At 72.6% G+C, this 14,454-nt stretch carries 15 protein-coding genes; 3 read left to right on the top strand and 12 right to left on the bottom strand.

The genetic code is table 11. The features are described from left to right. Window positions 1-54: 54 nt before the first annotated feature. The 11 genes from AMK13_RS07915 to AMK13_RS07865 form a co-directional block, all read right to left on the bottom strand. Window positions 55-687: a hypothetical protein gene (locus AMK13_RS07915; RefSeq protein WP_074001653.1), complete on the bottom strand. Its 633-nt coding sequence runs from the start codon at window positions 685-687 to the stop codon at window positions 55-57. Continuing rightward, a complete protein-coding gene (locus AMK13_RS07910; RefSeq protein ID WP_143204501.1) occupies window positions 684-1,355 on the bottom strand; it encodes a hypothetical protein in 672 nt (223 codons plus the stop codon). The genes AMK13_RS07915 and AMK13_RS07910 overlap by 4 nt, the downstream gene beginning before the upstream one ends. Further along, a complete protein-coding gene (locus tag AMK13_RS07905) occupies window positions 1,348-2,667 on the bottom strand; it encodes a putative T7SS-secreted protein (protein WP_074001652.1) in 1,320 nt (439 codons plus the stop codon). Before AMK13_RS07905 ends, AMK13_RS07910 begins: the two co-directional genes overlap by 8 nt. Further along, window positions 2,664-2,960: a hypothetical protein gene (locus AMK13_RS07900; RefSeq protein WP_049654274.1), complete on the bottom strand. Its 297-nt coding sequence runs from the start codon at window positions 2,958-2,960 to the stop codon at window positions 2,664-2,666. Before AMK13_RS07900 ends, AMK13_RS07905 begins: the two co-directional genes overlap by 4 nt. A gap of 169 nt (window positions 2,961-3,129) precedes the next feature. Continuing rightward, window positions 3,130-3,621 (bottom strand): hypothetical protein, encoded by a 492-nt coding sequence (locus AMK13_RS07895; RefSeq protein WP_074001651.1) that lies wholly within the window; start codon window positions 3,619-3,621, stop codon window positions 3,130-3,132. Window positions 3,622-3,744: 123 nt separating this feature from the next. Further along, window positions 3,745-4,068 (bottom strand): DMT family transporter, encoded by a 324-nt coding sequence (locus tag AMK13_RS07890; RefSeq protein WP_049654278.1) that lies wholly within the window; start codon window positions 4,066-4,068, stop codon window positions 3,745-3,747. A 1-nt stretch (window position 4,069) separates the two neighbouring features. Beyond that, complete coding sequence (locus AMK13_RS07885; RefSeq protein ID WP_241852793.1) at window positions 4,070-4,768, bottom strand: HAD family hydrolase; 699 nt, start codon at window positions 4,766-4,768, stop codon at window positions 4,070-4,072. A 93-nt stretch (window positions 4,769-4,861) separates the two neighbouring features. Continuing rightward, entirely contained in the window at window positions 4,862-5,947 is a 1,086-nt protein-coding gene (locus AMK13_RS07880) for an ABC transporter ATP-binding protein (RefSeq protein ID WP_074001650.1), read from the bottom strand. Window positions 5,948-5,968: 21 nt separating this feature from the next. Then, entirely contained in the window at window positions 5,969-6,814 is an 846-nt protein-coding gene (locus AMK13_RS07875; RefSeq protein ID WP_049654281.1) for an ABC transporter permease, read from the bottom strand. Then, window positions 6,802-7,782: an ABC transporter permease gene (locus tag AMK13_RS07870; RefSeq protein WP_074001649.1), complete on the bottom strand. Its 981-nt coding sequence runs from the start codon at window positions 7,780-7,782 to the stop codon at window positions 6,802-6,804. The genes AMK13_RS07875 and AMK13_RS07870 overlap by 13 nt, the downstream gene beginning before the upstream one ends. A 43-nt stretch (window positions 7,783-7,825) precedes the next feature. Next, entirely contained in the window at window positions 7,826-8,995 is a 1,170-nt protein-coding gene (locus AMK13_RS07865) for an ABC transporter substrate-binding protein (RefSeq protein WP_074001648.1), read from the bottom strand. A gap of 411 nt (window positions 8,996-9,406) precedes the next feature. Here AMK13_RS07865 and AMK13_RS07860 point away from each other — a divergent pair, with 411 nt between their 5' ends. Beyond that, on the top strand, window positions 9,407-10,249 hold the full coding sequence (locus AMK13_RS07860) for a GntR family transcriptional regulator (RefSeq protein WP_234348617.1): 843 nt from the start codon (window positions 9,407-9,409) through the stop codon (window positions 10,247-10,249). 1 nt (window position 10,250) lies between these two features. On the opposite strand, the gene tmpA is transcribed toward AMK13_RS07860, so the two are convergent. Continuing rightward, entirely contained in the window at window positions 10,251-11,825 is a 1,575-nt protein-coding gene (gene tmpA, locus AMK13_RS07855) for a 2-trimethylaminoethylphosphonate dioxygenase (protein ID WP_074001647.1), read from the bottom strand. A 192-nt stretch (window positions 11,826-12,017) separates the two neighbouring features. Here tmpA and AMK13_RS07850 point away from each other — a divergent pair, with 192 nt between their 5' ends. Beyond that, a complete protein-coding gene (locus AMK13_RS07850) occupies window positions 12,018-12,668 on the top strand; it encodes a hypothetical protein (protein ID WP_143204500.1) in 651 nt (216 codons plus the stop codon). A 132-nt stretch (window positions 12,669-12,800) separates the two neighbouring features. Then, window positions 12,801-14,438: an APC family permease gene (locus AMK13_RS07845; protein ID WP_074001645.1), complete on the top strand. Its 1,638-nt coding sequence runs from the start codon at window positions 12,801-12,803 to the stop codon at window positions 14,436-14,438. Window positions 14,439-14,454 lie beyond the last annotated feature (16 nt).

The raw sequence follows: 14,454 nt of genomic DNA, 5'->3' as shown, positions 1-14,454 counted from the left end.
TCCGCCCCGGGCGGCGGCCCGGGGCGGAACGGTGGGCTCAGGCGACCGGCCGGCTCAGGCGGACGACTCCTTCGGCCGGCGCACCGACCAGAGCACGGTGCCGTCGATCAGGACGTTGCAGCCGAGGAACGCCAGCAGGTAGGCGGAGGAGTCGGCCTCGCCGGGGAGCTTGGGGGCGACCCGCCCGGCCGGGTCCATCCGGACGGTGATCACCTGGCCGCGCTTGAACCGGGGGGAGCTCTCCGTGAGCGGGCCGCCCGGCACGTCGTCGTTCAGCTCCGTGGAGGCCAGGCTGTACGCCCGCCCGGTGCCGTGGAGCGCGTCGGTGACCTTCTCGTCGACGACCACGGCCTGCACGGTCCGCCCCGAACCCAGGATCAGGTTCGCCCAGGCCTCGGTACCGGCCAGGTAGGCGACGAAGCCGACGACGGAGATGCCCAGGCCCCAGGCGACCATGTTCTTCTGGAACCGGGGGTTGCTGTCGGCGTCGCGGCGCACGGCGAACGCGTACAGCACGATCAGCGGGTAGGCGAGCCCCACCACCGCGGCGAGGAACGAGTTGACGTAGACGTCCAGCGCGATGACGCCGACGAGCACCGCCGTGGTGACGGCGACGAGGGCCAGGGCCCCGCCGAGTCGGCGGGGCCCGCTCCGGGTGGTGCCCTGGTCGGGCTGGGTGATCGTCACCCGAAGGCCTTCCGGATGTTGTCCTGCCGCTCGGGCGGCAGGGCGTTCGACGTCTCGTTCAGCGGGGGGTAGAAGGAGATCCCGCTGATGGCGGCGCCCACCAGGACCGACCAGCCGTCCCAGTAGTCCAGGTGCTGGGTGGAGAAGACGACGGCGAGCACGTGGGGGCTCCACGGGTGCGCGAACAGGGCCTCCAGCTGGCGGACGGTGGTGACGCCCGACCCCGGCAGGCCGTAGGCCGTCCCGGACACGGGCACGGCCAGGTCGCGGACGGTCACGGCGGCCCGGCCGAGCGGGAAGTCGAGGACCTCGATGTCGGCGTCCGGCCAGGCGGTCGCGAGCTCCCGGGCGACGCGCTGGGGGTAGCCGCCCGGGGCGCCCTGCTCCTGCTCGCGCAGGTACAGGCTGAACACGCCCTGGACGATCTCGCCCTCCTCGGTCTGCACCAGGCAGTTGGAGACGTGCACCGCACCCTCGCGCAGCTGTGCCTGGAGGGCGAGCTCGGCGGAGACGGCGATGCCGAGCTTCTGCTCCGGACCGGCGTCGGTGAGCCCGTCGAGCCCGTCCACGATCCGGCTCATCCGGTCGCCCGGGTCCTCGGCCAGGTCGATGTCCGTGAACCCCTCGGGCAGGGAGAGCCAGACGGACGGCATGGTCGTATCAGTCATGTCCCACTCCCCAGACACCGGTGACGATCGCGCTGCCGCCGCCGAGCAGGGCGGGCAGGATCCGGCCCTTGCCGCTGCCGCCGATGGCGCCGCCGGCGCCGTTGAGCGCGGTGCCGCCGCCGGTGGTGTAGTTGATCGCGGCGCCCAGCCCCGGGCTCGGGCTGTCGGTGAAGAGGCCGGCCGCGGTGGGGGCCGTCAGCGCGACCCCGCTGGCCGCCTGCACGCCGTCGGAGACGTTCATCGCGGCGGCCTTGGAGAGCCCGAGCTTCATGGCGGGCTTCTCGATCGCGGTGGTGAAGATCGGGCTGGCCGGGTCCATCGCCCGGGCGGCGACGCGGATCTCCTTGGCGCCGGCGCTCACGGCCTTGGCCCCGCCCTCGGCGGCGCGGGCGCCCCGGAACGCGGTGACCCCGCCCTTGAGGAGGGCGCCTCCGGGCAGGGCCCCGAGGAGGTCGCCGGCCAGGGTGAGGTCGTTGCCGAGGTTGTCCCAGCTGGTCGGCATCAGGCCCTTGATGCCGTACTGCTTGGCGTGCAGGCCCGCCGCGCCGACGCTCAGCAGGATGGCGGGCAGGGCGAACGCGGGGCAGAAGATGGCCGCGACGCCGCAGATGCCGGAGGCCACCGTCAGCAGGTCCCCGCCGTGCTTGCTGAACCAGTCGCCGATCTTGCTGAGCATGCCCGGCTCCGGCGGGGCCTTGCTGTCGGCGGCCTTGCGGACGGCCTCGGCCGTCTTCTGGGCGTCCGACTTGTGGGTCCCGGCGAGCTCGTGGGCCTGCTTCTGGAGGCCGGCCAGCTCGTTGGAGGCGCTGGTGAGCAGACCGGCGGCGGAGTCCAGGTGGTTCTTCGCCGTGTTGTAGCGCTGCTCCGCGGCGGCGAGGCTGGCGTCGTCGGGGTAGGAGCGGCCGGCCAGTTGGAGGTCGGGGGCGGCGGCCGCGGCGCTGTGGGCCTTGTCCGCCTCCTCCTTCTTCTTCTTGGCGGCGACCGCGGAGGCGGCCAACTCGGCGGCCTTGGGCTGGTGTTCGGTCAGCGCCTTGTACCAGACGTCGAGCGCCGTGTAGGCCGAGGTGATCGAGTCGGCGGCGTCCTGGAGGTAGCCGGGGAGCTTGCCGAACTGCTCGGAGAACTTCTTGGCGGCCTCACCCGTCCACTGGCCCTCGTTGTTGGAGATCTGGGAGAGCGTGGTGTGCACACCGCTCAGGTGCTGGCCGACCCGGCGCAGGCTGGTGCTGAGCGCGGTGACGGCGGCGGAGTCGCCGGGCGTGGGGTTGAAGCCGAGGCCGGACCAGTCGGGCGCCGGCGTGGGGGCGCTCACGACTGCCCCGCCGGGGCGAGGACTTTGACGATGCTCTGCTCGGTGCCGTCGTAGTTCTTCTGCACCTGCTCAAGGCCCTCGTCCAGGGCCTTGACGCACTCGCGGACCTTCTTCAGGCCGAACTGCCACTTGTCCTTGAAGTGCCCGCAGGCCTCGTCCAGGAAGTCGAAGCCGGTGCCGGTGTGGCCGGCCGCCTCGAAGGCCTTGAGGCCCTGGTCGAGTTCGTCGGCACAGCCTTTGAGGTCTTGGGCCAGTTTTGCGAGGAATTCGGTACTGACTTTGAAGTCGGACACTTTCGCCCCCCGATGCGTCGATTGTCGGACCGGGCGAGCATAGCTCCAGCCGACCGGGGAGAGATCGTCACGGTCGGAACCGGAGGCGGTCGTTACGGGACCTTTACGGGCCGTCGACGCCTTCTTGACGTCGGCGGCCCAGCTTCGAGGCGTATACGTACGGTCGGTCTCAGCGGCGCCAGAAGCCGCGCTTCTTCGGGGTGACGAGCCGCACCACGGCCGTGACGAACAGCTCGGCGACGGGGGAGGGCCCCGGGCCGTGGTTGAGGTGGCTCTCGGCGGTCCACTCGCCGAGGACGGTGCCGGGGCTGCCGTCGAAGGGGCTGAACGCGTGCTCCAGGGTCACGTAGCGGACGGTCCTGGCGCCGCCCGGCTGGACGGCGGCGACGAAGTGGGCCTCGGTGGCGCCGACCGGGGCGGGCAGGGTGACCAGCAGCATGTGGTGGCCGTCGACCGACAGGTGGCGGCAGTCGAGGCCGTGGTCGGGCAGGCGGTCCTCGGGCGGCAGGGTGCTGCCGAGGTCGTCCCAGATCTGGGTGACGACGGGCAGCAGGCTGCCGCCGTCCGGGGTCGGGGTGGCCACGCGCGGGCCGAACTCCAGCACTTGGCGGGCCAGCTCGCGGTGGACGAAGCGGTAGTGGTGTGGGCGGGGGTCCGTCATGGGGGACACCGTAGCGAAGCGTCCGGGGCGGGTCGTCGGCACGTCCGACTTCCCGCCCTGGCAGGGGAGTTGACCAGCGAATTCAGAGTTGACGGAACGTCAGAAAGAGCTTTGGAAGCGGCGTCAGGAGTGCCCGCCCCTGAGGTTGAGCACGACCACCCCGACGATCACCAGCGCGATCCCCAGCCACTGGAGCCGCCCGAGCGACTCGCCGAAGGCGACCACCCCGATCCCGGCGACCGCCGCGGTGCCGGCCCCGGACCAGACCGCGTAGGCGACCGAGACCGGTATGTGCTTGAGCGCGCGGCCGAGCAGCAGGAAGGAGAGCACGTAGCCGACACCGACGCCGAGGCTCGGCCAGAGCCGGGTGAACCCCTCGGTGAGCTTGAGGCAGCTGGTGGCGCAGACCTCGCTGATGATGGCCAGGGCGAGCAGGAGATAGGGCATGTCAGGGTCGAACCGCGCCGGCGCCGGCGAGCTTCCCGAGCAGGGCGAGGTCGGCCTGCTCCAGGCTGGCGAGCAGGGTGATCCGCTCGCCCCGCGGCATCGGCACCGGGGTGGACGGCACGGCGAGCACGGCGCAGCCGGCCGCGGTGGCGGAGGCGACCCCGGTCGGGGTGTCCTCGACGGCGAGGCAGTCGGCCGGGTCCAGGCCGAGCCGTTCGGCGGCGGCGAGGTACGGGTCGGGCGCGGGCTTGGTGCGCGGGGTGTCCTCGGCGGCCAGGGTGACGGCGAACCAGTCCCGGCCGATGGCGGACAGCACCAGGTCCACCACCCGGCGCGGGGAGGCGGAGACCAGCGCGGTCGGCACCCCCGCGTCGCGCAGCGCGGCCAGCAGGGCGAGCGCGCCGGGGCGCGGCACCGTCTCGGCGGCGACCTTGGCGGCGAAGGACTCGCCGAGCCGGGCGGCGAGTTCGGCCTCGCTCAGGGCGGTGCCGCTGACCGCGTGCAGGTGGGCGGCGGTGTGCTCGACGGCCTGGCCGAGCACCTCGGGGGCGTCCTGGTCGGTGAGCGGGTGGCGCAGTTCCTCGGCGATTTCGGCGGCGGTCTGCCACCACAGCTGCTCGGTGTCGACCAGGGTGCCGTCCATGTCGAACAGGACGGCGGCGGGCAGCGCGTTGGACGCGGGCATGGCGGTGTCAGGCATGGCGGTACCTTCGGTGGTTCTCCGGCGCTTCGTCGGCGCTTCTTCGGTGCTCCGCCGGTACGTCGTCGGGCGGAGCGGGGAGGTACGAGGCTCTCAGGCGGCGCGGCGGTCCACCAGCACCGGGCGCTCCGGCAGGGTGAGCGCGGCCCGGGCGCCGGCCGGCAGCGCGGCGGCGGCCTCGGTGGGCAGGTCGGCCTTGACCTCGGTGCCGTCGTCCAGGCGGACGGTGAGCCGGGTGACGGCGCCCAGGAAGGAGGCGGTGACCACCAGCGCGGGGCCGTCCTCGGCCGGGGTCAGGGCGACGTTCTCCGGGCGGACCAGCACCTGGAGCTCGCCGTCGGCCGGGACCTCGCCGTCCACCGCGTGCCGGCGGCCGAGCACCTCGACGCCGTCCGAGGTACGGGTGCACGGGATGCGGCTCATGGTGCCGACGAACTCGGCGACGAAGGCGGTGGCCGGCCGGCCGTACAGCTCGGACGGGGCGGCGCACTGCTCGAGCCGTCCGGCCCGCAGCACCGCGACCCGGTCGGCCATCGACAGCGCCTCCTCCTGGTCGTGGGTGACGAACAGGGTGGTGATGCCCAGCTCCTGCTGGAGGCGGCGGATCTCCTCGCGCAGCTGGAGGCGGACCTTGGCGTCCAGCGCGGACAGCGGCTCGTCCAGCAGCAGGACGCGCGGCTGGAGGGCGAGCGCGCGGGCGAGCGCGATGCGCTGCTGCTGGCCGCCGGACATCTGGTGCGGGTAGTGGTCGGCGCGGTGCGGCAGGCCGACCAGCTCCAGCAGCTCCAGGGCCCGCTTGCGGCGCTCGGCCTTGCCGGTGCCGCGCATCCGCAGCCCGAAGGCGACGTTGTCCAGCGCGGTCAGGTGCGGGAAGAGGCTGTAGGACTGGAACACCATGCCCGCGTCGCGCTTGTGCGCGGGGATCGCGGTGATGTCCTGGCCGTCGACCAGCACCTCGCCGGAGTCGTGCTGCTCGAAGCCGGCCAGGATGCGCAGCGCGGTGGTCTTGCCGCAGCCGGACGGGCCGAGCAGGGCGAGCAGCTCGCCCGGGCGGACGGTCAGGTCCAGGCCGTCGAGGGCGGTGGTGGCGCCGAACGCGCGGCGCAGGGAACGGAATTCGACGGTGGCGCTGCCGGAGGCGAGCGGGGCGTCGGCGGCGATGGCGGTGGCCGTGGTCATGACTGGTGACTCCGGGGGGTTTCAGGAGGTGGCGGTCTTGGCGCGGCGCTCGCGCCCGGCGGTGGCCAGCAGGAGCAGCAGCAGCCAGGTGAGCAGCAGGCTCAGGATGGAGACCGCGACCGACATGTGGGCCTGGCTGTTGCCGACCGAGTAGATCCAGACCGGGAAGGGCTGGAAGCCGAGGATCGAGGCGGTGGTGAACTCGCCGAGCACCAGGGCCAGGGTGAGGAAGGAGGCGTTCAGCAGCGCCCCGCGCAGGTTGGGCAGGACGACGGTGAACACCGCGCGCGGCCAGCTCGCGCCGCAGTTGCGGGCGGCCTCGACCAGGGTGCGCACGTCCATCGAGCGCAGGCCGGCGTCCAGGGCGCGGTAGGCGAGCGGCAGGGCCATCAGCACGTAGGCGATGACCAGCACCAGCGGGAAGTCCGGGTCCTGGATGAACACGAAGGTCTGGAAGAACGGGGTGTCCATCAGGTAGTCCGGGCCCCAGCGGAGCACGCCGATCAAGCCGGCGGTCAGCGCGACCGGCGGGACGACCAGCGGCAGGGTGCAGAGCACGTCGAGCACCGGGCGCAGCTTCGGCGAGCCGAGCCGCACGGAGATCAGCGCCGGGACGAGCAGGAGCAGCAGCACCACGACGGTGACGACGGCGAGGCCGAGGGTCAGCCAGAGGCTGTCCAGGAAGCCGGGGGCGGAGAGCAGCCCGGTGTAGGCCGCGAAGGAGATGCCCTGGGGGTCGTCGATCGAGAACCAGAAGGAGGCCGCGAGCGGGACGACGAAGTAGACGCCGGCGAGCAGCAGCACGGCTCCGCGCCACCAGCGGACGGTGCGTCGGCCGGGGCGGGCGGGGGTGGTCAGCTGAGCCATCGGGCGCTCCGGCGCTGGAGGGGGAGGTACACGGCCATCACCAGGACGGCCACGAAGATCATGTTGAGGCTGAGGGCGAGGGCGAGGTTGCCCTGGCCGACCAGCACGTTGCCGGAGAGCGCGTCCGCGATCGAGCGGCTGACCAGCGGGACGGTCGCGCCGACCATGGCGGCGGCCGTCGCGTAGGCGGCGAAGGCGCTGCCGAAGAGCAGCACGAAGCCGCCGAGCAGGGAGGGCAGCAGGATCGGCAGGGCGACGTGGAGCCAGTACTGGACGGTGGTGGCCCGGTTGTTCTGGGCCGCCTCGCGCCACTGGGTCCGCAGGCCGTCCAGGGCCGGGGTGATGGTGAGCACCATCAGCGGGACGAGGAAGTACAGGTAGACGACGGTCAGGCCGGTGAACGAGTACAGCGACCAGCCGTGGTCGGTGAGGTGCAGCAGCTTGGTGATCTCGCCGGCGTTGCCGAGGGTGGCGACGAACGCGAAGGCGAGCGGCAGGCCGCCGAAGTTGGCGAGCACGCCGGAGGCGGTGAGCACCGCCTGGCGCAGCCAGCCGCGCCGGGAGGTGACGACGGCCTGGGCGAGCGGCAGGCCGAGGACGGTGGCGAGCAGCGCGGTCAGCGCGGAGAGCTTGAGGCTGCTCAGCATGGCCGTCTGGTAGCCGCCCTGGACGGAGGCCGTCAGGTTGTCGAAGGTGAACTGCCCGGCGCCGCTCTCCGCGTCGCTGGAGGTGGTGAACGCGCCGATCACGATGGCGACGGCGGGAAGGCCGAAGCCGATCAGGAAGAACAGCAGCAGCGGCACGGCCGCCAGCCAGGACGCGCCGCCGAGGCGGGCGAGCGGCCGGCGCCGCGGGCCGGGCGCGGTGGTGGTGGGGGAGGTGGTCGTGGCGGTGGCGGACGCCCCCGCGCCGCCACCGGGGGAGGTGGCGGCGGGGGTGGTCGGCACCGGGGTGGGAGCCGTGGTCATGAGTGCCTTTTCTCAGCCCGAAGTGCGGTACGTGGCCTGGGTGTCAGCCCGCGATCGCCTTGGTCCAGTTCTCGGTGACGACCTTCTTGGCCGCGTTGATCTGGTCGACGGTCGGGAAGGTGGTGAACGGCTTCTCGACGGCGGGCAGCTTGGCGGCGCCGGCGGCGTCCAGGGTGCCGTCCTTCTTCAGGGCCTCGAAGGTGGACGGGGTGGCGTAGCCGCCGAGGAAGAGGTTCTGGCCCTCGGTGCTGAACAGGTACTCCTGCCACAGGCGGGCGGCCGCCGGGTGCGGGGCCCACTTGTTGACGGCCTGGTTGTAGAACTGGGCGTAGGAGCCGTCGGTCGGGATGGAGACCTTCCAGTCGACGCCCTTGTCCTTGAACTCGTCGGTGTAGCCCGCGTTCAGGTAGGACCAGTCGATCGAGATCGGGGTCTCGCCCTTCTCGACGGTGGCCGGGGTCGACTCGACCGGGTTGAAGTTGCCGGACTGCTTCAGCTTGCCGAAGAAGTCGATGCCGGGCTGGATGTTGTCCAGCGAACCGCCGTTGGCGAGCGCGGCCGCGTAGACGCCGCCGAAGGCGGAGCCGGACTTGGTCGGGTTGCCGTTGAGGGCGACCTGGCCCTTGTACTCCGGCTTGAGCAGGTCGGCGAAGGTCTTCGGGCAGTTGGCGATCTTCTTGGCGTCGCAGCCGATGGAGACGTAGCCGCCGTAGTCGTTGACGGCGGCGCCGTTCGCGTCCTTCATGGTGTCCGGCACCTTGTCGAAGGTGGCGACCTTGTAGGGGGCGAGGATGCCGTCCTTGACCGCCTGGAGGGCGAAGGCGCTGCCCAGGTCGACCACGTCGGGGGCGCGGTCCTGGCCCTTGCGGGAGTTGATCGCGTTGATCTCGTCCTGGCTGGAGCCGTCCGGGTTCTCCTCCTCGACCTCGATGCCGTACTTGGCCTTGAAGCTGTCGATGATCTTGCCGTAGTTCGCCCAGTCCCGGGGCAGCGTGATGACGTGCAGCTTGCCCTCCTTCTTGGCGGCGGCGATCAGGCCGTCCATGCCGCCGAAGTCGGCGGCGGAGGTGGCCGTCTTGGCGTCCTTGGCGCCGCCCTGGGCGGTGTCGCCGGACTTGGCGCTCGAACCGGCGGAGCCGCAGGCGGTGAGGGAGAGCGCGGCGGCGGTCAGGACGGCCGCGAAGGCGGCGGCGCGGGCGCGGTGCACGGTCACGGGGAAGTCTCCTGTTAAGGGGGCGTACTGCGAGGGCGCTCGCGGGGGGTTCCGCGGGCTGGCGTCTCGCGAAGGATCGCGAAGGCCTGGGACGGCCTGCGAAGGTTCGTGAAGCCTTGCGAAGGTTCGCGAGGCCTTGCGGAGGGCGGCGGGCCGACCGGGGTGAGCGATCGATCGACGTCGTCCGAGTTGACTAGCCAACTTCGCTGACGGCAGTAAGTACGCCGGAGTCCGGTGACGGGAAGGTGAACGGACGGCCCAGCGCCGGGGTCGGGTGCGGGAACGGTGGAATCCGGCCATCGGAGCGTGATCCGTTCGGTGCGATGCTTCGAAGGCGCAGCGGAGTAAGGTCGGGCTGTCCGCGCCGGTACGGCTGCGCAGGACACCGCCCCAGGAGGGACATTGACTGACGTGGCAACTGAGCCCCAGCGCCCCGAGGGCCCCCCGGCCGCGGACGGGAGCCCGGCGGCCGGAGCCCCCTCGGCGGCCGGGGAACCCCCGGCGGAGCGCCCCGGCGCGCTGTACCGGAAGGTGGCCGCCGACCTGCGCGAGGCGATCACCACCGGCGCGTACGGCGAGGCCGGCCGGCTGCCCGCCGAGGGCGCGCTGGCCGAGCAGTACGGCGTCTCCCGCGGCACCGTCCGCCAGGCGCTCGCGGTGCTGCGCTCCGACGGACTGGTCACCTCCCGCCGCGGCACCCGCCGGGTGGTCCTCGGCGGCGCCCGGGTGCAGAGCTTCTCCGAACTGCTCAGCTTCACGCACTGGGCGTACTCGATGGGCGAGGAGCCCGGCGGCATCCTCGACTCGCTGGTGCGCCGCCCGGCCGACGCCGCCGAGCGCGAGCAACTGCGCCTGGAGCAGGGCGCCGAGGTGTACGTCATCGTCCGGCTGCGGACGCTGTCCGGCACGCCGGTGATGGTCGAGCGCACCGTCTACCCGCCGCGGGTCGGCGAGATCGTCGCCGAGCTGCCGCCGGACGTGGTCTCGCACACCGAAGTGCTGCGCGAGCACGGCATCCTGTTCACCGACGCCGACCACACCATCGACATCGTCCCGGCCAACGGTGAGGACGCCCGGCTGCTCGGCTGCCGCCGGGGCGGTCCGCTGCTGCGCGAGCGGCGCCGCACGACCGACCCGACGGGCACGCCGGTGGAGTGGTCCCAGGACCGCTACCTGCCCGGGACGGTGGCGTTCAGCGTGCACAACTCCCTGGCCACGTCGGCGCTTTCGCGGCACGCGCGGGAGCTGGACTGAGCTACCGCATGAGCGCGGCGAGCAGCGGGCGGTAGTGCGCGAAGCCGGGCGTCGGGGCGCCGGCCTCCTTCGCCTGCTCGTCCCAGCGCCGCACCGCCACCGCGTCCCGCGCGCCCGGGAGTTCGGCGAAGGCGGCGGCCTGCTGCTCGTCCATCGGGCCGCCCTGGACGGTCAGGGTGTACTCGGAGGCCGCGGAGAGCTTTTCCCGGTAGCCGGGCTCGACCGCGCACAGGTAGCGCTTGGCGGCCACGTGCAGCCGGACCGGCTCGGTGACCTCCGGGCCGAACCAGCCCGCCAGCCAGTCGGCCCCGGAGTCGCTGTGGCGGTTGTCCTGACCCTCCATCAGATCCGTTCCGTGCAGGGCCCCGTGGAAGTGGCCGACGTCGTGCAGCAGCGCGGCGGCGACCAGGTGGTCGGGTGCCCCGGCCGCCTCGGCGGCAGCGGCGGCCTGGAGCATGTGCTCGGCCATGGTGACCTCCTCGCCCAGGTACTCCGCGGCGCCCTCGCCGGCGAACAGTGCGGCGATCGTGTCCAGGGCGGCGGCGCGGCGGCGCAGCACGGCGAGGGTGGAGGAGAGCGAGTCGAGGTCGGCGTAGCAGCCCTGGAGGTGCCGGTGGCCGTCCTGCTGGAAGGCCGTCCGGGCGTGCAGCAGGCGGGTGTTGTCGAAGACCAGGCAGTCGCCGGGGCCGAGGCGGAAGGTGAGCTGGAGCTCGGGGCGCAGGGTGATCTCGGCGAAGCGGCGGTAGGCGGCGTAGAAGGCGTCCAGGCCCGATCCGCGCAGGGTGCCGGTCGAGCGGTTGTTGAACCGGACCTCGCGGATCCGCCCCTTCGGGTCCAGGTCGATCAGCGGGCGGTCGGCCCGGAGCTCGGTGCGGCGGTCGCGGAAGACGAACGGGACGGGCGTGCGGGTGAGGACCTCGAAGGCCTCCGGCGCCTCCTCCCGGAGGACCGCCGCGGCCTTGAAGCCGTCCACCAGTCCGGAGTCGCCGCCGGTCGCCGAGTTCTCCAGGCAGTGCAGCAGCTGGAGGGTCGGCACCGGGTCCCGGTACGGGTTGTCGGTGTGCGGGGCGATGGCGACGCTGGTGAAGGCGAGGTTGTTGGGAGACGGTTCGACCCGGACGTCGAACAGCTCCCCGTAGTTGGTGACCCGCACGTACCCGAAGCTCTCCGCCACCCGCAGCACCTGCCGCTCGACGGTCGGCACCCCGCGCAGCACGGCGAAGCCGCTGTCCCGTACGGCGGCCAGCACTGCGGCCTGCTCGGCCGGGTCGGTCAGGTAGGCCTCCCACGACGCCTCGGGGAGGCCGGGCGCGAAGTCCGCCGCCGTCCAGAGCCGCTTGCCCGACTCGGTGCGCCCGTCGCCCTCGTCCGTCCCGTCGAGCCGCTCCCGCGGGTACCGCGACCGGTGCCCGTCCGACCAGAGCACCTCCAGGTGCCCGTCGGCCTCCGTGCTCGCGGCGACCGCCAGGTCCGGCGGCAGCTCGTGGATCTGGAACAGCTTCTGTCCGTTGCGCGGGTCCCGGCACTCGGCGCACGGGCAGTTGTCGCGCAGCCAGTACGGCGGCAGCTCGGTCATCGGTCTTCTCCTCGGCGGCACTACGGCTGTCGTGTCGGCTGAAGTTGTATAGCCAACTTCAGCCCTGCCGGGAGCCTGCCCGCCCTCGGTGAGTTCCACGTGCCCGGCGGGTGAACGCCACGGGAACTGTGCCCGGTGGGCCGTCCCGGAAAGTCCTTGCACGTGATGGTCCGGACCTGCTCCAATCTGCGCGTGCATGAAGCCGATACCGCCCCGCCCGCCGTCCCCGCCGCGCCCGTGCCGGACGGCGTCCACGCCGAATCCGTGGTGGACGAGGCCCCCGCCGGCCCGCTCCCGCGTTCCCGCCGCAGGTTCTGGCTGGGCGTCACCGGTGTCGCGGTCCTCGGAGCCGCGGTCTTCGGCGTCGCCTTCGCGGACAACTTCGCCGCCCTCGGCGCGTACGGGTACCGCGCGCCGGAGTCCTTCGACGGGATGCGACTGCGCCCGGAGGTCTCCCAGGCCAAGCAGTCCACCAGTCTGGGCGGGCACTCCGGTGTCACGAGCACCGGCTACCAGGACCCCGCCGACAGTCGGGGGGCCGTCGTCATGGTCTACGAGAAGCACATCTTCCTGCCCTCCTCGGAGCTCGACGACGTCGTCGCCGCCCAGGACACCGAGGAGGTGACCCTCACGGGCCTGCGCGACGTCGAGCCCGGCGAGCGGGGCGGGGCCATGAAGTGCGGCCTCGGGAACACCCTGGGCAAGCCCGTCGCCGTCTGCGCCTGGGCCGACGGCAGCATGTGGGGCGTCTACGTGGAGTGGCTGCCGGGCCGGGCGCTCTCCGTCGACGCCGTCGCCGCCCGGACCCGCGAGTTCCGCAGGACGGCCGAAGTTCCGTCCTGAGCCGCCCGGCCGCCGCCTCCGGCGGGCTGTTCGGGTGAGGGGGTGCGGGGCGCCGCGCGTTTCGGTGGGGGAGGGGTGGGGGCTGCGGCACTGTCGGGGTGGATTTGTCCCGATATATGAGAGGTGCGAGCAATGGCCCATTCCTCCTCCAATCCGCCCGGCTCGGGGCACACCGCGCTGCGGCGCGAGGTCGGCGTCATCGGACTGCTCTGGGCCTCGGTCGGGGCGATCATCGGCTCCGGCTGGCTGTTCGGGGCGCAGAAGGCGGCGGTGGCGGCCGGGCCCGCGGCGCTGGTGTCCTGGGGCGTCGGCGCGGTGGCGATCATCCTGCTGGCGCTGGTGCACGCCGAACTGGGCGGGCTGTTCCCGGTGGCGGGCGGCACGGCGCGCTACCCGCACTACGCCTTCGGCGGGTTCGCCGGGATGTCCTTCGGCTGGTTCACCTGGCTGCAGGCCGCGACCATCGCGCCGATCGAGGTGCAGGCGATGATCAACTACGCCCAGCACTGGAGCTGGGCGGACGGCCTGCTGAACAAGGACCTGACGCTGACCGGCTGGGGGTTCGTCGTCGCGGCCCTGCTGCTCGGGGTCTTCGTCGCGGTCAACTTCCTCGGCGTGCGGCTGCTCGCGCACACCAACAGCGCGGCGACCGTGTGGAAGGTCGCCATCCCGGTGCTGACCATCGTCACGCTCGGCCTCACCGAGTTCCACGGCTCCAACTTCACCATCCACGGCTTCGCCCCGGACGGGGCCAAGGGCGTGCTCGCCGCGATCAGCAGCAGCGGGGTGATCTTCGCGCTGCTCGGCTTCGAGCAGGCCATCCAGTGGGCGGGCGAGAGCCGCAACCCGCGCCGGGACATCCCGCGTGCCGTGCTCGGCTCGGTGGTGATCGGTACGGTCGTCTACGTGATGCTCCAGGTGGTGTTCATCGGCGCGCTGCCGCCGGAGACCTTCGCCAAGGGCTGGACCACGCTCGACTACCCCGGGATCAGCGGACCGTTCGCCGGCCTGGCGACCCTGATCGGCCTGGGCTGGCTGGCCACCGTGCTGTTCATCGACGCGGTCGTCTCACCGGCCGGCACCGGGCTGGTCTACATCACCTCCAGCTCCCGGGTCACCTACGGCCTGAGCCGCAACGGCTACGCCCCGCAGGCGCTGCAGTCCACCGACAAGCGCGCGGTGCCCTGGCTCGGCCTGCTGATCGCCTGGGTGGCCGGGGTGATCTGCTTCCTGCCCTTCCCGAGCTGGCAGCGGCTGGTCGGCTTCATCACCTCGGCGGTGGTGCTGATGTACGCGGGCGCCCCGCTGGCCTTCGGGGTGCTGCGCAAGCGGCTGCCGGGGATGGAGCGCTCGTACCACCTGCCCGGCGGCTCGGTGGTCTCGCCGCTGGCCTTCGTGGTGGCGAGCCTGGTCATCTACTGGTCCGGCTGGGACACCCTGTGGCGGCTCGGCCTGGCGATCGTGATCGGCTACCTGCTGCTCGGCGGGTACTCCTGGTACGCGCGCTCGAAGGGGATGCCGAACGCGCCCCGGATGGACTTCCGGGCCGGGCAGTGGCTGCCGGTCTACCTGCTCGGCATGGGCGTGGTCTCCTGGCAGGGCACCTTCGGCGCGGGCGCGCAGGGGAACCTGCCGCTGTGGTGGGACATTGCCGTCGTGGTGGTGTTCTCGCTGGTCGTCTACTACTGGGCGCTGGCGATCGCGCTGCCGGCGGAGGAGATCGAGCGGAACATCCGCGGCGTCGAGGTGGTGGACGTCAACGGGCACTGACGGCCGGGTACGGCGG

It is taken from the genome of Streptomyces sp. CB02056 (genome assembly GCF_001905545.1).
Classification (GTDB): domain Bacteria; phylum Actinomycetota; class Actinomycetes; order Streptomycetales; family Streptomycetaceae; genus Kitasatospora.
This window is presented reverse-complemented; position numbering and strand designations above follow the sequence as displayed.

What these genes read in the sequence shown, in the direction of transcription:
- AMK13_RS07910 (WP_143204501.1), bottom strand. Translation starts at nt 1,355, where the DNA reads ATGACTGATACGACCATGCCGTCCGTCTGGCTCTCCCTGCCCGAGGGG.
- AMK13_RS07895 (WP_074001651.1), bottom strand. Translation starts at nt 3,621, where the DNA reads ATGACGGACCCCCGCCCACACCACTACCGCTTCGTCCACCGCGAGCTG.
- AMK13_RS07890 (WP_049654278.1), bottom strand. Translation starts at nt 4,068, where the DNA reads ATGCCCTATCTCCTGCTCGCCCTGGCCATCATCAGCGAGGTCTGCGCC.
- AMK13_RS07885 (WP_241852793.1), bottom strand. Translation starts at nt 4,768, where the DNA reads ATGCCTGACACCGCCATGCCCGCGTCCAACGCGCTGCCCGCCGCCGTC.
- AMK13_RS07880 (WP_074001650.1), bottom strand. Translation starts at nt 5,947, where the DNA reads ATGACCACGGCCACCGCCATCGCCGCCGACGCCCCGCTCGCCTCCGGC.
- AMK13_RS07875 (WP_049654281.1), bottom strand. Translation starts at nt 6,814, where the DNA reads ATGGCTCAGCTGACCACCCCCGCCCGCCCCGGCCGACGCACCGTCCGC.
- AMK13_RS07870 (WP_074001649.1), bottom strand. Translation starts at nt 7,782, where the DNA reads ATGACCACGGCTCCCACCCCGGTGCCGACCACCCCCGCCGCCACCTCC.
- tmpA (WP_074001647.1), bottom strand. Translation starts at nt 11,825, where the DNA reads ATGACCGAGCTGCCGCCGTACTGGCTGCGCGACAACTGCCCGTGCGCC.
- AMK13_RS07845 (WP_074001645.1), top strand. Translation starts at nt 12,801, where the DNA reads ATGGCCCATTCCTCCTCCAATCCGCCCGGCTCGGGGCACACCGCGCTG.